We start from the raw sequence: 18778 nt of genomic DNA, 5'->3' as shown, positions 1-18778 counted from the left end.
CGACCTTTGCTTAGCCGCGAATCCCTTTGTTTTCAAGCGAAAAGGCGGCCGGTATCAGCGCGAATTCATCGATATAGATGGGGATTTTAAAGTGGTCGGAGTGGAGAGATTCGAAATCTTAAAGGTCATTGAAAAACAACAACATTTTCCACTCTTTGTAACGCTGTTACGAGCTTCACTCCGTCCATCTGTTAGCCGTGATATAGCAGTAGGCTAAGCATTGAGCAAGCGTCCCGTTCCTGAAGGTATTCACCGGATAGCTCATATCAACGAATGGATCGCCTTACCGCAAGCCTCCAAAAAATTCGTGCTGGACGTCGCGTCTTGTGTCGTGATCGGTGTCTTGGCATGCGTTACCGGGTCCATATCGGACTCATGCACAATTGCATTTCGGCGTTGCGTAATAAGCTTAAGTTCCGTCTGTGCGTTTTTCGCGGATTTACCCAAGATCGCGCCAATCTTCTCCCACTTTTGCTTTTCATCCCAAATGATAGAAAGGCCATCGGAAACTTTAACCGGATCTTGAAATGACAGCCTGGCGAGCTTGCGCACGATAGCTTGCTCAAACACAATTTCCGGCGGCGGTAGAGTCGCGATTTTGATCGCGACATGCGTCTGCATATCGATGGCCTCGGCAAGATATTTCGGCGTCACGGAGCGAGCGCCCGAAAAGATCTGCACCATACCTATTCTAATCAGGTCGTGCATGAGCTTATCGAAAGCGGCCATCGATGTGACGATTTGGCCCCTCAGAAGGTCGTCAGCGTTAAAGGGAATGCCCTGGTTTTTAATGTGATGAAAGAGGACGTTCTGGTTCCTAGACTCTTGTAGGCTGTTGTCGAAAACGGCAACCGCGTTAAGCATGGTCAAGCAGGTCCGCTATCCTCGCTGAAAGGCCTTGAAACTGGTCTCTGAAAAATGCGCGTCGTTCCTTAAAGCCTTCAAGTATCGGACCCGTGGCATCAAGCTCATCATCGTCAAGGGCGAACACCGGGACGCCGGCTTCATGAGCCTTAGGAAGAAGACCCTGAAAGTCCGGGATTTCCCCCAAGCAGTAGTGCTCATTTTCAAGTCCTGTATACTCCGCAGGCTGCAGTGTCATGCCGGCCGCTTTCAGTGCTTGAAAGACTTCTCCCTCAACCACGGAATTAATTTCATCAATGTTGTTTCTATAAGGCTTCGCGGCTTTCCCTTTGCGGATGTTGAAACGCTGGATGACTGTGCCAATGAATTTCGGCGTGCCAGCCGGTAGCGGGTATGCAGAATCTTGAAAAAGGCTAATGGATGAAAGCTTCCAATTAAGCCATCGCGGTAGTGTGGTCTTCAGCGTTTGAAGCGCCATGATCGAGAATGGGTCGGGGTTAGTTGGGATCAAAAAACCGTCTGATATGAGAAATAGATTCTGGTTTATCGCGCTCAAGCTGGGGTTTAGATCGATAATCGTATAATCGATCTGATAGCGTTCTTCTGTTAGACGTATCAGCTCGGAAAATGCGCCAGGGAGATTCTGCAACGTCGTAATAGCGTTGTTGGCCGTCTGAGCAAATGTTAGGGCGGCATCATAAGCCGAAAGATTTGCGTGACCTGCGAGTAGAAATACGTTGTTGTTTCTCGCGGGGCTGAAACAATCGACTGCCTGAAGCGGCACCGGCTTCCCTTCGAAGGCGGGCGCAACGCCATCTTTTAGATTCTGATCTTTCGTCTCATCATCGAAGTAATAAGCTTCGAAGTCGTCACCAAGCAACAAGCCGGATAGGTTGCATTGCGAGTCAGCGTCGACGAATAGCACCTTAGCATCAGCAGCGAGCGCCCAGCCAACGTTATATGCGGTCGTCGTCTTACTCACACCACCCTTGTGATTGAATACAACAAGCCTTTTAGCCATAAGCTTCTCCCTGTGACTCCTGCACGTTACACGCGAGAACTGAGTCGTCAAAGAGCAACGCCCGAAAGAATTACCGTTATTCTCCAGGGTGGACTTTAGGAAAGGCAGAGACGTATAAAAATTTTGCTGGCATTCTTAATGCGGTAACTCTCAGAGTTCTTTGCTTGGATTGGGAATTGCCCCCTACGATTGACAGCTCGTGCGGTTTCTCAACATCCGACAATGCCCTAGCAAGGTCAAAGAAGCGACAGAGCGCTAACTCTGTCAACCATTTGCTTGCATTACGAAATTAATCCGCACGGAGGCTAACCAACGCGCAGGTTTTTCGTATTATGGCGCGCCACTCTGAGCCTCCGCCGGGCGGACCCACGATGCAATCATGGCATCGATCTTCGGTTGCACTCTTCTCCGGGCTTCTTTGCGTCGGACGCCCACCATTAGAAGTTGATCATAATCTGTGAATTCATGGCGGAGGCTGTTCTGCATAGTGACGTTGACAGCCTCCGCAATTGTTATGCCTCGCCAGTTTTTGCGCACAGTGCAAATTTGGTGAGCGTAAAAGATAATCGCGATCTCTGGGCAACCGGGAAATTCATGGCGCATGAAGTATTCGACTTCATACTGGTGAAACCACTGTTTATGGCGGTCTCGCTGCCGCTGCCTACGGCTCCTCATGGCCCACCCCGTAAGCGGTTCTGAACGACGTAATAGATCGCGCCCGCGATGCTATCGGACCAATAAGGCACGTCTCGGCCGGACCATTCGTCCGGTGACATAGACCGCGCTTCGGCGATGGTTTCTGCGGCAATGGCTATGATCTTCGACCGCATGAGGGCATTTGCTTCACGGTGCGTGAGGCCGGTATATTCATTGGACATGGTAGCTCCCTGAAATGGAAAAGGCCCGCCGGGTTTGTGCGGCGGGCCTGTTGGTCATTCGTAGTAGCTACGCGAGCTCTCCGGCGCGACCCCGCCAATGTCCATCAGGGTAAACTGGATGGCCTTATCGCGAGCTTCATCGTCCGCCTCATTGATTTCCTTGAGGCGGTCGATAAGCGCATGAAACCGCTCGTTCGGAATGAAGGTGTCAGGGATCGCCTGCCGGGCCTTGGCGTCTGCGATCATCTGGCGACGCTTCGGATTGGAGGCCATGTTACGCGGCCTCCGCAATGGTGACGCTAGCAGCGGAATAACGCTGAGGCTCGTCATCCTCGACCTCGATCCACCGATCGGCCTTGAATTCCTCGAAACCCTTAGAAGCAATCTTCACGTCCGCGAGCATGCCTTCCAAGGTCCGGGTCAAGGCTTCAAGCATGTGAGACGGATCATCGTCTTCCAGAATATCCTCAAACGTAGCCAGCATAGCGTCCGTGAAACGTTCCGTTTCACCGTAGCCAGTGAAGAGGTCCGCTACCTCGATAGTATGCCTGCCGCGCTTCGATCCATAGGTCACTGAACCGTTTGCGTATTCCTCGAAAAGCTCACTTTCGGTAAGCGTTGCACCCGGTGCATGGGCCGTGGTATTTCCATTCTTCATCGCGATTGCCTTTCGTAGTTGCGATGTTTTGAGACTGCGGGACGGCCAAGCGGTGCCTGAGAAACGTTGCTTGGCTGCTCCCTGTTCGTGGGCTATTCGCCCTTGGCATCAACACCTAAGAGGGTGTGCCGGGTCGGCCTTCGAAGCTCTGAGCGGATCGCCTTCAGGCGATCGATCTCAGCGAAGGATTCCTTCAAGCGCTCAACATCCCCACGCGGCAAGTTCGCACTTGCCTCAATAGCGGCGTCGATGGCTCGTTCAATTTCTGTGAGCTTATAAGTGTTGATGGTTTCGGCTAGTTCCTTTGCCGCATCAAGGAAGACACCCATTAAGCCGCGCGCCCTTTCAAGCGCTGTGATCTTGTCCTCCCGCTCGAACTCCGAAGGGAAATCTTGCACCTCTTCATGCAAGGTCGTGCCCATCAGCTGGACGCCATATGCATCAAGATTTTCATCAAATTCGAAATACCGCCCGCCAATGAACTCAGAAAACGGCGTCTTAAGATAAACCGAGGTTGGGGCTGGGCTAAGAAGAGCGGCGCGCGCGGCCTCCTTTTGCCGCTGACGAAACTCTCGCACACGCTCTGCTGGACTCTTGACCATTTTGTCCTCCGTTACGTTACAGTCTGTGTGTAACGTAACGAAATATGGATGTCAACTGACTTTATTGCTTGCTCGCGCTTGGAAGATACCTCGCAAGGAGATGAACAGCAAGTAGTTGAACACGCTATATAAAATGTAAATAAGTGTTTACTTACAAAATAGAAGACCCGCCACCGGCAGGTAGGTGGCGGGTCTTCATTCTCCCCGAACACAGGCGACGAGAACCACTTCCGCCTGCTCATTTATCTATAGCAAGACGCTGCTGGCGTGCATGAAGTCGTGAGCGCCGCTATCCAGCGGCCCGCTGCGCCACTATCGTAGCCATCTGGTCGGCAAGCTTCTTCTGCTTCTTGCGCTTCCGGTAGGCGTCCACGGTTATGCCGAGCCGAGTGGCTTCGGTAGCCTCGTTCTCTTCGAACCGCTTTTTTCTCCTGCGAGCGCCGACACGGGAAACGTGATCGGTAGCCATGAGCCGAATAAGAACGAACTTGCGGCCGCGCTCTTCGCGAGCATGGAACGACGCCCACGTCTCGTCTTCTGCACGCGGCGGCACCGGGAGCGCCGGAAACTGCTTTCGATTGATAGCCTGCCATTCCGCAAGCGCCTCAATCGCTGCCGAGAGTCGAAGCTTCAGCAGTTCGTCGGCGAACTCTTCGAGTTCGGGTGAAAGCGGTTCCTGCACCTTGTTTTCCTCCTCTTTTCGCCGCTGCTTCCGCTTGCGCGCATTGTTGCCCAGGCGCGTATGCTCCTGGCGCTGTTCCGGCGTCATGTCTAATCGAGGTCGCGGCATGGTCTTCCCTTGAAACGTAATTGACTACGTTATAGCCACGGGACAGCCGGGATGCAGACAAAAGTCGGAAAAATCTTTGATCTAATCGGCGAAGGCTGCGCCGATTGCCGGAGGGCTTTTCCGTGACCGGTGAACCCATCCCAGCTATGGAAGCGTTTTCCGTGACCGGGATGCCCGTCCCAGCTATTATGAATTTAATCTAAGAATATTATATATATAAGCGGAACGGGTAGCTTGGTCACACTTATCCAAGATCTTCCCGGTGCCGGCGATAACTCATGCTCTGATAAGGCTCCCGGCTGCGGTTCTCTCCCGGCTGATTTCCGCCATAGAGAGTCACAGGCGGGCGCGGAGGCTCCCGGATAGAGAAAGGACGCCCGCGCCGCAGAATCGCGGCTATGAATCTCCGTGAGTCTTTTAGCGGCTCCTCTGGTTCAAATAGTTGCCCGGCCGGGTCTGGCGGCGCAGTTCATCGGCTACGACCGAGCGCATGGTCGTTTCCATCTGCCTGCTCATCTTCTGGGCGAGATCGTTGTTCTGCTCGGGCGTTCCGCCGCTAGCGTTGACCGTGACAGGGGCGGTGATACTGATTTGCTGCACCGGAGCATTACCATTCGCCGGCTTCAGGTCAGGCGTGCGGATAGCGGGCGCGTCACCGACATAGCCACCGTCGGCGTATCCACGAACAGCATTGAGCCGCTGGAGGTTTCGCACGCCGATCCGCCGGGTTGCTTCCTTCGTGACGACGAATTCGCCACCGTGCACGATGCCCTTTGGCTCGTGCTTCGCGCCGTCACCGGTATAGCCACCGTCCGCAAAACCGAACATCTTGCCAAGCAATCCGCCGAGCAACCCACCGAACCCGACACCATTGCCGGTGCTGTCCTTCTTCGGCGCGGTGCCGAAGAGGTTAGCTAGCGGCCCTTCGCCCATGAGCGCGGCTTGCAAGGTCGCCTTGATGAGCGTCTGCAAGAGGCTCTGCAACGCCTGTTGTGCCGTCTGTGTGCCGGTGATAACGCCGGTCAGGGCATCGGTGAGGCTCTGGCCGAAGAAGTGAGCGGTTTCCTGCGCCTGCTGCTGCTTGTCCTGATACTGTTCGAAGGAAGTGGCCGCCGAAGCCATCCCCTGCGCAAGCTGGGCAATCTCCTGCCGATTCTGCGCCGTGAGCGGAATACCGGCGCGCTGTGCCTGGGCGAGCATTTCCTGTTCAAACCGGAGCGCCTTCGCCTTTTCTACCGTCATGCCAAGGGCTTGCTGCTCGGTCTTCTGCTCGTTGACGTATTCGCGGGCATGGCCGGTGATGCGGGCGTAGGCTTCAGACTGCTTTTGTGCCGCCTGGGTGAGCTTTTCGAATTCAGCCAAGTCCTGCTTGTTTCGTGCATCGGTGTCTTCGATGTGCCAGTTCTCACCGGCCACGGGAAAGGAAAGACCAAAGCTGGCCGCGTTTTGATGCACCCATTCGCGAGAACGGTCATTCGCGTAGCCGACATCAGCGGCATTGCCGAAATTATGCTGTGACTTTCCGGGTGGGGCGACATGCTTGCGCGCGACCGCCGGCGAACCATACTTTTGCAGAGCATCGGCCCAGAGCTTTTGCTGTTCCGCAATAGTGCGAAAGCCGGAGTAGATACTAACAGTGCCCTTCAGATCGTCGGGCATGCTGGCGATCATCTTGGCAAGCTTTTGCCGGAAGTTCGATTGCATGCCGAGGATGCTGCCCGCGCCCTTATCCTTTGACAGAATTGAGGAAAGGTAGGTCTCGGGGTCGTCGGTAGCACTCTTTAGGTTCAGCGCCGACAGTGCCTTGCCACGGATTTCGTGCGCCATGTAAACGTCAGCCGGGCCGTTCGCCATCGAAACAGCCTTCTGGTAAATGGCTTCGATCTTGCTCTTGGCGTCCAATTCCGCAAGCTGCTTCGCCAGTTCGGGAACCTCGCCCTTGAGCGCGCGGATTGCAGCGGCATAGCTCGTTATCGCATTGATGGCGTTCCGGGTGCTGGTGTCGGTGTTCGCAAGCGCGGCATTCAAGGCGTTGATCTGCGGGGTTGCTGCCTTCGCGTCTTCACCGGTCTTGTAGACGAAATTATCGGAATAGCCGCTGCGGCGGTCCAGCACGTCGCGGAGCTTCATCGCCTCCTTGGTCAGCTCGGCGACGGCCTGTTGCTGGCGCTCGATGTTTTGCGCGACAAAGGGGTCATCCGGGTTAGCGAGCTGATCCTGCTGGAGTTCGGCGAGCTTCCTCTTGGCCTCGTCAAGCTCCTTATACTTGGCAATGAGAGCCTTCTGAACGTTGCCGGTCGCCTGCTCTTCGACCTTGTTGAAGCTGTCGAGGAAGCTATCAGCGGTGAAGGCAAGGCCGAGCACGGCTTCCTTAACGTTCGTGCTGATCGTGCGGCCGATGGCGTCCCACTTCTGATTGAATTCGTCGGCGCGCTGGATAAGCTGATCCGACATGATGATGCCGAGATCGTTCGCCTCCTTGATCGTCTTGGTGATGCCTTCCCTGCCACGGTCGATAAGCTGCACGAACTTTTCGCCACCTTGGCCGCCGAACAACTCATCGAAGACGCGGATGCGCGCGGCCCGGTCAAGCTCCTGCGTGCGGTCGATGATATCGAGCAAGAGTTCCTTCGGATCTTCAAGCTTCCTCGCAAGCTCTGTCGCGGAATAGCCGAGACGCTGAAAGCTCTCCGCGCCGCTGCCCTGTCCAGTCTTGATCCACTCATCAGCGCGGAGAGAAAGCTCCTTCATGCCATCGGCAAGGGCGTCAACCGGAATACGGTTCTGTTCGGCGACATAGGCGAGTTCCTGAAAGTCCTTCGCCTTCATGCCGGTCATCTTGGCTTGATCACCAACTTCAGCAACCCCCTTGGAAAGCTCCCGCACACGGCCGAGAATCTCGTCAATGCCGCCAACGGCAAGCCCGCCGACGACGCCGCCGGCAAGACCCTTGCCAAAGCTGCCGAGCGTGCCGAGCGCGCTAGACATGGCCTTTTCAATACCGGAGCCGGCCTCTTCGGCATCCTTCTGGATAGCCTTGAAATTGGTTCGGCTCTTGTTCTTGGAACGCTCAAGGTCGCGCTCATACTTCGTCAGGCGGGCTTCGAAGGTGACTAAAAGGCGTTGGCCTTCATCCATTGCAGTAATCCTTATGCGGCATCGTCTTCGCGAAGCCGGTCAAATTCATCGGGGTCGGAGTCAAAAATCGAGCGCTGGTTATCGTTCGCCGCTGCCCGGAAGACGGAGAGTGCGGACGCAATAGCGCCGTCGATGTGATTGCTATGGCGAGTGCCCTTGTGCATGGTGGTCAATTCGCTGGCACTGGTGGCGCGCTTCACGACGACGCTTTCGAAGTGATTGCGAAGGATCGGGTGCGCGCCGTGCCGGATGCGCCGGCCGTTCACGATGCGCTCAAGGTCGCAAATCGGGCCGTGCATGTGCTTGGCAGTCTGGGGAAGCTGAAGCACGTTGATGCCATGATTTATGAGCTTCGACATGAGCGGGCCGGCAAGCGAGGGGTCAAAAATGACTTCGCGAACGTCGTAGGTGCCGCAAAGGTCAACGATGTTATCCGCGATCACGTCGGGTTCGATCACCGGGCCGTCAATGACGTTCAACAGGCCATCGTCACGCCATCGGGGATAAGGAACCTGTTCAAGCTTAGCCTTGTCCTCCAAGCCTTCGGACGGCAGGAAGAACCACGGGGCAAGCGAAATCCTGCCATCGTCATGCCGGAACGCGGCTACGATGGCAGTCAAGTCACCGGATCGTGACAAGTCTACGCCGAGCCAGCAAGGCAAGCTCTCAAGCTCGGCAAGGTCAAAATACGGATCACGGCCAGCGTCATAAAGGGCCATGTCGAAAAGCGGATCGCGGGAAGCGGCCTGCCAGATATTCAAGTTCAACTGCTGAAACTGGTAACGGGCCGGCGGGCTGTTCTCTGCTTCCTTCGACTTATTGCGCAAGCCGACGATATTGGGGAACCCGTGCGGAAGGCCGGGGTTCGCCTTCGGCCATGTCGCTTCGTCGCGCCAGTCGTCGCCCGGTTCAAGCTGGAACAGGATCGGCAATACGGTCGGGTCATCAATCTCGCCGATCGCGACCTTGTAGGCGTAATCATACTGTTCGAAGCCGAGATTATCCTGTCCACGGCCGGCCGTGGTGCAGATGATGGTGAGCGGGTCGGCCACCTTCGTCGTGCCGGAGTCGAGAGCTTCCCAAAGGTCGCGGCCCTTCCATTGGTGAATTTCGTCCACAAGAATGAAATTCGGCGTGGTGCCGTGCTGCGCCTTGCCGTCGCTGGAAATTGCCTTGAGGGTCGCGCCGTTTCGGCGGTTCAAGATCTGCTTCGCGGAATTAAAGGCGTCATTGATTTTCGTCGCAGCAACAAGCCGGCGGTCCATACGGACTATGTTCGCGGCCTCGCGAAAGCCGATGCCGGCCTGTTCGCGGTCACAAGCGGCAAAGATCACTTGCCCGGCCGGGACAGCTTCAGGGCCAAGCAGGTGCAAAAGCGACCATGCGGCGGCGTGGCTGGTCTTGCGGTTGCCACGGCCGAGCATCAAGAAAACCTTCTTCACAACACGGGTGCCATCGGGGTTGCGAGGCCCATAGATGCGCTTCGTCATCCGTTCGAAGGGCGTGTAAAGCTGAAAGGCGCGCTTCGGCGCGGTGCTGGCCGGGTGCCGCAAGGCGCGGAGGAACTGCACGGCAAGCTCACCGTCGCCGTTCGTATCCGGGATTTCCGAGCTGTCATAAATCCAATGCGGAAAGGCGCTCTTGCTCATGCCCGGTTCCTGCCGACCATGAGCGGGTTGTCGCTGTCGTCGTCTTCGCCGGTTGCGCTGCCGACACGGGCGCGAGAAACCGGCGACAATCCATATTCGGCCGCAAGCTGCCGCGAAGTCTGCAAGGCGCGGTTCAACATTCCGAAAACTACCTTGTCGAGGGGCGTCATGCTCAAGGCTTCGGTATAGGTGCGGGCCAAGCCGCGAACGGTGCAAAGTTCCTCTAGGCCGCTGAGATCGGAGCGGACAATAATGCCGCGCTCAATGAGGCTGGGCATAATCCGCTTCCATTCGGCGCGCGCATACGGAGAAAGGTGCTTCGGCGCTGCCGGTGCCTTCGTCAATGCGTTGCTGTCGCGGGAAATGGGCGGCTTTACGCCACGGGTATGCGTCACTTCAGGGCCTCGCCGCGAAGCTCCAGCGCGTCCCGCCTGCCGAGTTCCTTGATTTCCTTCAGGCCGTAAGGCACGCCGTCGTAGGTCACACGGTCGGCCGTCGTGATGCCTGGGCGATAGCGGACACGGAAGATCACGGTGCCGGTTTCAGCCTCGCCGTAGCCGGTGAAGAATTCACTCGCCGTCTGCTGAAGGACTTCGGCCCACACAGTTGCAACCGGCGTCCAAACCTTTCGTGCATCACCGGACGGTGACATATTTTCAGTTTCGCGCTCGATGGTGATCCGGCGATCCAGGTTCCCGATATTGAGCATTAGACCGTCCACCGAATGAGAGCTTCGACCGATAGGACGCCGTGACCATAAACGGGGTCAGGGTCGCGCGGGAACCGGGATGCGGTGACGCGGAAATGATCGCATTCACACCCCTCAAAATTCAAGGGCTTATCAAGGGCGGCGGTCACAGTGCCGACGATTTCCTTCGCGGCATCCTGTCCGGCGTCCAAGGTCCAGACGTGAAGGTCGAGGTAAACCCATGCCGTGCGCTGGCTTCGGTAGTCGTGGCCGCCGTTCGCCGTGTTTCCGTCGGACATGATGACGGCCGGCGTCTTATCGGGCCGCGTGCTGCCGGAACGGATATGGTCGGCAGGCACGAGCGCGGTGACGGCCGGTGAGGCAATAAGCGCGGCGCGAATGGCGGTCTGAAGGGCAAGGGTCGGTTCGATCATCACTTGTTATTCCATGCGTCTCGCACGGCCTTACGGCCGGCGCGGTCAATTCGCTGCTGAAGGCGCTTGCGGAGAAGACGAAGGGCCGGCCAAAAGAACGGTTGCGCCTCGGTTCTGCTGGTGCCGTATTCGACAAGGTGCACGTAGCGCGTTTCGGCATCGCCGGCTGTCACGATGACTTCCGTTTCGCCAGCCACGCGAGAGCCGCCCGGCTGACTGTAAGGCGGCGTGGACTGGCCGGGGCCGGTGACGGCGATGCTGTTCGCAAGCGCGTGGGTGTCCTTCGGGGCAAGATGCTTCTGGGCGTCGGCTAGTTCGTTGCCGGAAGCCAAGAGCGCCTTCACGATCTGCTGTCGTGGCACCGCCTTCGCCCGGTCGAACGCCTTCATGAGGTCGTCTAAGCCGTCGTTACCCGCCATCGGTGAACCACTTTTCACGGTAGCTATCGAGGATCAAGGTCACGCCATGCGGTGCAAGCTGCATGGACAGGCCAAAAGTTGCGATATTTCGGCACTCAAAATAGAAGGAAACGAGCTTCAAAATCGCGATCTTCACGTCTGCCGGAACGGAGTCGAGATCGGCGACGGGCTTCCCAATGTAGTTTCCGCACCACGTCTCTGCGGCCTCAAGATAAAGGGAAATCAGCTCATCTTCGGCGGTTCCGTCCACCTTCATATGAGCCTTGGCGAGGTCGAGGCTAACAGCCGTCATGCGTCAATTCCTGAAAAAGTTATATTCGACGTCTCTTGCGCGGTCCCCCATGCGCCGGTCTCCCGCGAAGGGGCAAAGTCGGAAGGCACCCCCGGCCTGGGGAGGTGAACGCGTCGGCCGGTTTGGCCGGGAGGCTTTCGCAACGCGGTTTCGAGCGTCCAGCCGAGCTTGAGGCGAGTGCGTAATGTCCCGCGTTGGATGCCAAACTCTTGCGCCCATTGGTCTAGGCTCTGCTCCCTTCCAAAGGCTTCGTGCATCGTTGCCGGGCGTCGGAAGTTCGGTGACACCGACTGGTTTCTGGGTGCCATTTGAGGCTTGAAGCTGGCGACGGCGGGCTCCGACCCTCGCTTGATCCATTGCTCTACACGGGGATCACGAGTGGGCTTGCGCATCAGCGTCGCGAAGGCTCGTCGTCGGATGGCTGAGCACTCTGCTTCGAATTCTTCCTTGTCGATCTGTCGGGCGCGTTCTGCGGCTGTCAAAGGCTTCGCTCCTGCCGCTGCTTGATAGAGTTGTGGCAGGGCTCGCAAAGTGGCTGCCAGTTGGCGCGGTGCCAGAAGAGGCGCTTGTCGCCACGATGCAGAATGATGTGATCCACGACGGTAGCAAGGCAAGTAAGTCCGCTCCTACTGCACTCCCGGCAATGCGGATGCATGGCGAGGTAGTCGAGGCGGGCCTTGCGCCATTCGCCATTATATCCGCGTGCGGATGCTGACGGCCGGCGGGCATCATGGCGTGCATTGCGCTCACGGGTCTGGGCACGCTGGCACTCGCAAATGACGCCGTGTGCGACGATGCAGCCGCAAGAACAGATGCGGGGCGGCTTGCTCATGCGCCACCTGCCATCTTGGCCTTGAGGGCGCGAAGTCCGGCACGGTCAAACTCCGGGTCGAGGCCTTCGGCTTCGTTGCGTGCAGCTTGTTCGGGGTCGGCTTCCCTGGCGGGCCGCTTATCGTCGCGCACGAGAACGCCCGTGGTCACGAGACGGTCGAAGTGTGCGGACATGGCGCGGGTGATCTCGGTCGGCGTGGCGTTCCATGCAGTTTCCGGCGTCCAGCCAAGCCAGCCCGTCGCGCTATCGAAAAGCATGGAATACACTTCGGCCCACGGCATCGGCTTGCCGGTGCTGATCGTGCGCTTTGCCTCCGGGTCGGGTGCCGGCATCAACATGGAAACGAGATTGCCCAGCGGTTGGCGAACAGCCATGAAAAAGGGAAAGAGCGGCCTGCCGGGTATGCCAGCCAAGCAGGCCGCCGCATCCTGCGGTGACGAAGCCGTCAGGATGATTTCGGAAATGATGGTGAGGTTCATGTCGTCCAGCGCCCGGAACAGTGCCGGGAAGCCGTGACACGCTTCAAGGGTGGCAGCGGCCCGCAAAGAAGGGCGAAGCGTCACGATGTTGCCACCGTGCGCAATCGTCACCTGTTCATATGCGGGCCGCTGAAAGGTCATAGCTTAGGCCGTCGCCATCTTCAGCTTGCGGAAGACATCGGTGCGGACCACGCCAGCGCCGACACGACGGCGAGCATGGAAGCGGATCACGCCTTCAGTCGCGAGCAAATACGGGTTCGGTCGGACCTGAAGTTCGATACGGTCATAGATGCGATAGCCGGCCTTGAAGTCGCCGAAGATGATCGGGAAGGCGTTAGCGGCAACGTCCGGCATATCGATCAGTTCGACCACCGGGCGGCCGAGGATCGTTTCGGGCTGGCCTGCCTGATAAGACGGCTGCCACAGATAGTTGCCGTTTCCGTCCTTCAGAGTGCGGATGACGGCGAGCGTGGTGCCGTTCATGGCCCACGTTCCCCGGTTCCGGTAGACGCCCGGCAGGGAATACATGAGCTTGATAAGAGCATCTGCGGAAAGGTTTGTCGCGTGCCCGTTCAGGCTGTTCGTGATGGCTGCTTCCTGCATGAAGCCCTTCGGCTCGACTGCGGCGCTACCGTTGACGAAAGCGAAGCCTTCCTTCGCGCCGAAATCTTCAGCGAGTGCGAGGCGGATTTCGGCTTCAACATCATGGCTGGCGTCTTCGATAAGCCAGTTGCCGACATCGACGTGCGTGGTCATTTCCTTGACGGAAAATTCCATCTGATCGAACGTCGGTTCGGATGCTTCGGAAGCGACGGCTTCGCCCTTCCACTTGGCGTTCGTGACGGTCAGGCGCTTCGGCAGGATGATGGTATGCGAGCCGGTCGAGCGAACATCGACAATGCCGCGAACCGGCGAGAATTCGACAAGGTTGCGGATGAATTCGCCGCTGGTTTCTTCCGGCGCGAGGACATAGCCGGGCGCGTCGTTGGCGATGGTCAGGGCCTTGCGGTCAACTTCACCACTTCGGAGATAGTCAGCGAAAGCCTTCTGTTCGACGCCGTTGTCGTTGGCGGCGGCCGGATTGTTGGTGTTCGCTGCCGTTGGGCGGTTGAGCTTCGCCTTGATGGTCGCGACGTCGGCCTTGAGAGCCTTTAGGTCTTCCGGCGAGATTACAGGGTCGTTCTTCACTTCAATTTCTGCTTCGTTTTCCAAGATGGGTTCCTTGTGGTCTGCCGTGCCATCGGCGGCCTTGATGCTGGTGATTTGCGCGCCCGGATGGCTCGGAACGGCGACAACTGAGATTTCGTGGAGGTCGAGAGCGGTAATCGTGCGCCCGCGCTGGCGGGGCTTGCTGGCCTTCGTGCGGAAGCCGATGGACAGGCCGGAAACAGCCTTCGTGCGGATCATGGCGCGGACTTCGCGGGCGCGCTCAACGTCATCCACGAGCAAGCGACCCTTGACGGTCAGGCCGTCCGGCGTCTCGCTGATTTCATCCCAAACGCCGATAACCTGTGCCTGATCATGGGCGAACAGCATCGGCAGCACTTCCGGCGAGGCGATGGCTCCCTTCTCGATCACGTCGCCGACGCGATCCGGCGAGCCGAAGGGCCATGCAATGCCGGTGATGGTGCCGGCGTCGTCAACCGTGAGCGCGGCCTTGATTTCGAGACGGTCGGTCATTCGGCAACGCCCTCATAGGCGGCGTTGATCGCTGCAGAGAGATCGCCGGAGGCGGCGGCCTGTCGAATTTCGCCCAAGGGAGAGTCAAAGTCGTCCTCGGGCTCCGGTTCGGCGTTGCCGAAGAAGAGCGCTGTTATCACGCCATCTGCCACGCCGAAGGTCTCGGCCATAGGGCGGCCGATACAGTAGATCGCAACAAGCTGGTCAGCTTCGGCCGGGACGGTTCCGCCACCGATCAAGCCAAGGCGAAGCACATGGATGATTTCGGCGAACGAATACTCCGACGTGCGGAATCGCCGGAACAGTGCACCGATACCGTTGCCGGTCGTGCGCTCAAGTTCCTCAATGAGTTCGCGGGTCGGGAAGGCGAAGACCTTTTCGCCGTCGCCGAAGAAAGCGTGATGTTCGATCATGCGCGGTTCCGCTTGCTGTAGGTGCTGGCCTCAAGGTCGGCAGCTTCGTCCGGGGTGAGCTTTCCGTGACGCTCGAACCAAGGCGTTTCGAACTTCCACCAAGGCTCTGCCTTTGGCTCCAATCGCGTCAGTTCGACAAATAAGCGGGCAATTGCTTCCGGTGTGCCGGAAATCTGGACAGAAATGTTTTCGCTCATGCGTTCTCCTTCGCCGGGGCCGGTGCGGGCGCGGCGTTGCTAGTCGTGTGCGGATTGGTGAGTTCGTCGCCACCGGGAAGCGGCGGCATGTTGAGAATTGCCCTAACCTCGTTCGGGGTCATGATCCGGTTGGTCACGAGAGCGGTCATGTTCGCGGTGCGACTCGCCGCATCGGCGCGCATGAGGTCGTCGGTGACAAACTCGAAATAATGGTCGTCCTGTTCGTCCTCGCTGAGAAGGACCGTCGTCATGGCATCCTGCCAACGGTCTAGCCATGGACGAAGGCAAAGCTGAAGGAAGCTCGCTCCCATGGTCTCAGCATTTCCCCAGGTGGCTCGCTCAAGGTTAAAAATAAGGTGCGGAGGAACGCCAAAGATGCGGGCGATTTCGCCGAGCTGGAACACGCGGTTTTCAAGGAACTGCGCATCGGTCGAGGTCATGGTCGGCTGATCGAACTTCCAGCCTGCGTCCATAAAAAGAGCGCCGCCGTTCTTCTGAAAATCGGCGTAGGACTTCCTGATGTTGGAAATCGTCTGCGCGCCGGCTTCGCCACCCTGCGGCTTGTCGTTGGAAATCACAGCGGACGGGCGCGCACCGGAACCGAAGAACTGCGCACCGTGGCGCTCAAGGATCGCGGCGAGGCCGATACCTTCCTTGCCGAATGCAAGGGGCGAGGTGCCGAGGAAAGATTGAATATGCAGGATTTCGGTATGCGGATAATCGCGGGTGCCGGTCTTTTCCGATACGCGATAGACAGGTGCGCCGGTCAATTCGTCCTCAAGGACCGTAACCTTGCCGTGCTTCAGGCGGTGAAGCTCGAAAGGCCTACCGTCTCCAAAGCGAACAACCTTCGCATAGCCATTGCCGTGCATGAGGGCGTCGGCGGTCAGTATCGTGCGAAGCTCGCCCGCGCCGGTCCATTCGTTCGCTCGCTTATGGACGATGCGATAGGTGGAATGATCCTTGGCCGGTAGCTTGCCGGCGGCGCTCTCACGAAAGACCTTGCAAGGAAGCGAGCCAATAGTTTCGGAGATCAACCGGACGGCCTGAAGAACAGCCGGGACGTAAAGCGCTGATTGGCCCTCGCGATTTACGCCAGAGTAAGTATGTCTGATGCCGAATAGTTCAGAAATCCGTCCATCTAAGAGAGAATATGCCTTCTGCTCGATAAGGCTGGTCAGCGGCTTCATAGCCGCCTTCTTGATATTCTGTAACAACAGGTAATCCGTCCTCAATTCAACTTGAGGCGGATTCTCTCATATCAGGAATCGCTTGTGAATCCCATATTAAGAAAATATTCCTATTTATTTTCCTCTTCTGCGGGCAGAGGTTCAAAATGATTAGCCACTTCGAGACACGTTGAAAGGAACTCTTCGGCGGTAAGCCACACATCCCATTGGCGTTTGCCTAGCGCTCCCATCAACTCTATTGTGCCCGTCATCCCCCAAGCAAAATCTTCGTCGCGATCCTGGGAGCCGTTGTCATAGGTAGGCCGGAAATCTCCCGCGTGAATGATTTTGTTGCATGCCTCACGGAAGGTTAGATCGATGCGATCTGATTTATCTTCCCATCCGAACGAACCTAGCTCTCCGTCGCCTGCATGTTCCGCAATGAGTTTTTCGAATTCTGCTTTTTCGTCTTCCTGCAATGCGTCTTCAAAAGTCCTCATGCGGATTGCGATATCGAGGAAGCAGCGCGAAAGTCTCGGTTCGGCCGTGCGCCAAAAATACTCATGAAGGGTGCCACCTACCTCTTCACCCTGCGCGCCGGCCATCGCGTGGCTTGCTGCAATAATTGAATACGCATCAAAGCAGAACTCTCGTATCGCGTCGAAGTCGATAGGGTGCGGCTTGTCGTAGTCGTGCCAGTATGGATTTTTCAAGTTCCACTCCAGTTAGATGATACTTCGAACCTTATCCATCTGAGCAGCGATTTCGATCAGCCGCAAATCGCTACCGCCGTAGTCATCCGCCGATGAACCTGAAGAGCGGCCAGTGATATAGAGTGCTGCCTTATGGCTAACCCCGACAAATAGCGCGTCTTCGAAAAGATGCCGGAAGCCGTGATTTGGCGGTGGCATATCCTCACGATTTGGGAAGACCTTTTCCCTGATCCATTCGCGAATGCGCTGGTCTTCGTTCTTCCCACCCGGAAAGAGCTTCCCGTCAAGCTGGAGTTTCACCCATTCAATGAAGCCTTCATTGATGAGCGCCCGATGCACGGGCACCTTCCGCCCCTTGTGGGTCTTCGTATCTCTGCCCTTGCCGACGCGAATATGAATGAACCAATGGCCCTCAAGCTCGAAAACATCTGCCTTCTCCAACGGCGTAATTTCATTTACCCGTGCGCCGGTATGGGCAATAATCCACGGTATCCAACGATTGCTTGCACGGGAGGCGGTGCGAGCTGAAGTAAGAAGATGCCGGGCATCCTTGAGGGAATAGGTGCGGTCAGCACTGTCCGTTGCCTCGCCTACCGGTAATTCGAGAAAGTCGAATGGTGTTCCCTTGGGTGTGGTCGGAAACAGCTTTCCGCGGCATTGCTCTTGCCCCCAACCGAGAATCGCCCGGATTGTCGCCAGTTTGTCCTTAATCGTCTTGCGAGAGAGCTTGCCGGCCTCAAGCATAGTGTTGCGCCATGCCTCGCCGTCCTCAAGGGTGACGGTCGCGATTTTCTTGCTGCGGCGATGCTGTTCGAAATCGTAGACGGTCCCGCGATACTTCTGCAGGGTCGAGGCGGATTTCTTATTGCCGCCTAAGCCCATGGCGGTCAGCCGCTCCTTTTCCTGAATGACGGCTTCGAATGTCAGATTGTTGAATTCCGTTGTCGAAAGCTCATCGTCAATCGGGTCAGCTTCTGCCTGCAACAGAACGGGGTTTTCCGGCTTGCCGGTAAAGTCGCCTTCGTCACGCTCTGCCACGCGAGCGAGGGATTCCAGTTCGGACATGCAAAGCGCGCGTGCGACCTGTCGCCAGTCGTCCGTGCCCCTCGTGGCCGTGGTGTTGCCTAGCAATCGATAGCGCTCAACCCGCGCGCCGATGAGCGTTTCAAGGGTATCGTCATTCAAGCGGCCGGCCAGGCCATCGCGAAGCAGCTTAACGCGAAGGTCATCGATCCCGACGCTCACCCATCCCGGCCCGGCGTTCCGAAGCTCAATATCGAATGCCATACGCGAATTGTAATCGCGAACGGCTATCTCGTCCGGCGACAATGGATAGCGACCTGGTGTGATGGCTTCGCCACTAGCCACTTTCGCACGGCGCTCCGCAACGGCGAGTTCGCGCTTCATATCGGCAACAGCCATTTCCAACTGCGCAAGCGCGGATCGACGGTCAGGCCCGAGCGGCGTGCGAAGTTCAGTCTTTTTGTCGAGGAAAGCCCGAAGGTCTTTGGGGATCACGATGCGGGCGAAATAGCGTCCGTCGCGGTTGAGAAGGTATTTCGTTTTGCCTGCCATTCCAGTCTCTTTTGTTACGAGGTTTGTAACAGTAGACCGGGCGAAACCCTATAGGAATCAGCGTTGCCAGCGTTTCCAGGGGAAAACATTGGTCGGAGTGGAGAGATTCGAACTCCCGACCCTCTGGTCCCAAACCAGATGCGCTACCAGACTGCGCTACACTCCGTACCTCAAGCATGATCCCTTGGAATATTGCGTTTCCGCAGGGATCACGTTGCACCGCCTGACACCCGTCCAGCGGAACGAGTGCGGAGATACACGGTTCGTCTGCACGCTGCAACAGCTAA

23 protein-coding genes and 1 tRNA gene are annotated in these 18778 nt (G+C 57.4%); all 24 read right to left on the bottom strand.

Features of this window, described 5'->3' with window-relative positions:
- Positions 1-261: 261 nt before the first annotated feature.
- The 24 genes from AB8B29_RS06465 to AB8B29_RS06350 all read right to left on the bottom strand — a co-directional run bounded on the left by AB8B29_RS06465 (position 262) and on the right by AB8B29_RS06350 (position 18657).
- The gene (locus AB8B29_RS06465) at positions 262-864 is read right to left on the bottom strand and encodes a HEPN domain-containing protein (protein WP_439006676.1); all 603 of its coding nucleotides are present in this window, start codon (positions 862-864) and stop codon (positions 262-264) included.
- Positions 857-1885 carry a ParA family protein gene (locus AB8B29_RS06460; protein WP_439006317.1) on the bottom strand — a complete coding sequence of 343 codons (1029 nt, stop codon included), beginning with the start codon at positions 1883-1885 and terminating at the stop codon, positions 857-859. The genes AB8B29_RS06465 and AB8B29_RS06460 overlap by 8 nt, the downstream gene beginning before the upstream one ends.
- 330 nt (positions 1886-2215) lie before the next feature.
- Positions 2216-2488, bottom strand: coding sequence for a DUF2293 domain-containing protein (locus tag AB8B29_RS06455; protein WP_439006316.1), 273 nt, complete (start codon positions 2486-2488; stop codon positions 2216-2218).
- Between the two features lie 68 nt (positions 2489-2556).
- Complete coding sequence (locus AB8B29_RS06450) at positions 2557-2763, bottom strand: hypothetical protein (protein ID WP_439006315.1); 207 nt, start codon at positions 2761-2763, stop codon at positions 2557-2559.
- Between the two features lie 54 nt (positions 2764-2817).
- Positions 2818-3036, bottom strand: coding sequence for a hypothetical protein (locus AB8B29_RS06445; protein ID WP_439006314.1), 219 nt, complete (start codon positions 3034-3036; stop codon positions 2818-2820).
- 1 nt (position 3037) lies between these two features.
- Positions 3038-3421, bottom strand: coding sequence for a hypothetical protein (locus AB8B29_RS06440; RefSeq protein WP_439006313.1), 384 nt, complete (start codon positions 3419-3421; stop codon positions 3038-3040).
- Between the two features lie 92 nt (positions 3422-3513).
- A complete protein-coding gene (locus AB8B29_RS06435) occupies positions 3514-4023 on the bottom strand; it encodes a hypothetical protein (RefSeq protein ID WP_439006312.1) in 510 nt (169 codons plus the stop codon).
- 289 nt (positions 4024-4312) lie between these two features.
- Positions 4313-4792: a hypothetical protein gene (locus tag AB8B29_RS06430; RefSeq protein ID WP_439006311.1), complete on the bottom strand. Its 480-nt coding sequence runs from the start codon at positions 4790-4792 to the stop codon at positions 4313-4315.
- 438 nt (positions 4793-5230) lie between these two features.
- Positions 5231-7951 carry a phage tail tape measure protein gene (locus AB8B29_RS06425; RefSeq protein WP_439006310.1) on the bottom strand — a complete coding sequence of 907 codons (2721 nt, stop codon included), beginning with the start codon at positions 7949-7951 and terminating at the stop codon, positions 5231-5233.
- Positions 7952-7962: 11 nt separating this feature from the next.
- Positions 7963-9600 (bottom strand): terminase large subunit, encoded by a 1638-nt coding sequence (locus AB8B29_RS06420; protein ID WP_439006309.1) that lies wholly within the window; start codon positions 9598-9600, stop codon positions 7963-7965.
- On the bottom strand, positions 9597-9878 hold the full coding sequence (locus tag AB8B29_RS06415) for a P27 family phage terminase small subunit (protein WP_439006308.1): 282 nt from the start codon (positions 9876-9878) through the stop codon (positions 9597-9599). Before AB8B29_RS06415 ends, AB8B29_RS06420 begins: the two co-directional genes overlap by 4 nt.
- A 113-nt stretch (positions 9879-9991) precedes the next feature.
- Positions 9992-10309, bottom strand: coding sequence for a phage head closure protein (locus AB8B29_RS06410; protein ID WP_439006307.1), 318 nt, complete (start codon positions 10307-10309; stop codon positions 9992-9994).
- Entirely contained in the window at positions 10309-10722 is a 414-nt protein-coding gene (locus tag AB8B29_RS06405; RefSeq protein ID WP_439006306.1) for a DUF3168 domain-containing protein, read from the bottom strand. Before AB8B29_RS06405 ends, AB8B29_RS06410 begins: the two co-directional genes overlap by 1 nt.
- Entirely contained in the window at positions 10722-11159 is a 438-nt protein-coding gene (locus AB8B29_RS06400; RefSeq protein ID WP_439006304.1) for an HK97-gp10 family putative phage morphogenesis protein, read from the bottom strand. Before AB8B29_RS06400 ends, AB8B29_RS06405 begins: the two co-directional genes overlap by 1 nt.
- Positions 11131-11433 (bottom strand): head-tail connector protein, encoded by a 303-nt coding sequence (locus AB8B29_RS06395; RefSeq protein WP_439006303.1) that lies wholly within the window; start codon positions 11431-11433, stop codon positions 11131-11133. Before AB8B29_RS06395 ends, AB8B29_RS06400 begins: the two co-directional genes overlap by 29 nt.
- Positions 11434-11911: 478 nt before the next feature.
- Positions 11912-12265 (bottom strand): HNH endonuclease, encoded by a 354-nt coding sequence (locus AB8B29_RS06390; protein WP_439006302.1) that lies wholly within the window; start codon positions 12263-12265, stop codon positions 11912-11914.
- Positions 12262-12828, bottom strand: coding sequence for a hypothetical protein (locus AB8B29_RS06385; protein ID WP_439006301.1), 567 nt, complete (start codon positions 12826-12828; stop codon positions 12262-12264). The genes AB8B29_RS06390 and AB8B29_RS06385 overlap by 4 nt, the downstream gene beginning before the upstream one ends.
- A 60-nt stretch (positions 12829-12888) precedes the next feature.
- Positions 12889-14424 carry a phage major capsid protein gene (locus tag AB8B29_RS06380; protein ID WP_439006300.1) on the bottom strand — a complete coding sequence of 512 codons (1536 nt, stop codon included), beginning with the start codon at positions 14422-14424 and terminating at the stop codon, positions 12889-12891.
- Entirely contained in the window at positions 14421-14837 is a 417-nt protein-coding gene (locus tag AB8B29_RS06375; RefSeq protein ID WP_439006299.1) for a gene transfer agent family protein, read from the bottom strand. The genes AB8B29_RS06380 and AB8B29_RS06375 overlap by 4 nt, the downstream gene beginning before the upstream one ends.
- Positions 14834-15034: a hypothetical protein gene (locus tag AB8B29_RS06370; protein WP_439006297.1), complete on the bottom strand. Its 201-nt coding sequence runs from the start codon at positions 15032-15034 to the stop codon at positions 14834-14836. Before AB8B29_RS06370 ends, AB8B29_RS06375 begins: the two co-directional genes overlap by 4 nt.
- On the bottom strand, positions 15031-16251 hold the full coding sequence (locus tag AB8B29_RS06365) for a phage portal protein (RefSeq protein WP_439006296.1): 1221 nt from the start codon (positions 16249-16251) through the stop codon (positions 15031-15033). The genes AB8B29_RS06370 and AB8B29_RS06365 overlap by 4 nt, the downstream gene beginning before the upstream one ends.
- A gap of 83 nt (positions 16252-16334) precedes the next feature.
- Positions 16335-16916, bottom strand: a complete 582-nt coding sequence (locus AB8B29_RS06360; protein WP_439006295.1) for a hypothetical protein — start codon at positions 16914-16916, stop codon at positions 16335-16337.
- A gap of 12 nt (positions 16917-16928) precedes the next feature.
- Positions 16929-18491 carry a site-specific integrase gene (locus tag AB8B29_RS06355; protein ID WP_439006294.1) on the bottom strand — a complete coding sequence of 521 codons (1563 nt, stop codon included), beginning with the start codon at positions 18489-18491 and terminating at the stop codon, positions 16929-16931.
- Positions 18492-18580: 89 nt separating this feature from the next.
- Positions 18581-18657 (bottom strand) — tRNA-Pro (locus tag AB8B29_RS06350).
- Between the last annotated feature and the right edge of the window lie 121 nt (positions 18658-18778).

The organism is Rhizobium sp. 11_C7_N12_5 (assembly GCF_051811145.1).
GTDB classification, from domain to species: Bacteria; Pseudomonadota; Alphaproteobacteria; order Rhizobiales; family Rhizobiaceae; genus Rhizobium; species Rhizobium lusitanum.
The sequence above is the reverse complement of the archived record's forward strand: the minus strand, read 5'-3'. Positions and strand labels throughout refer to the sequence as shown.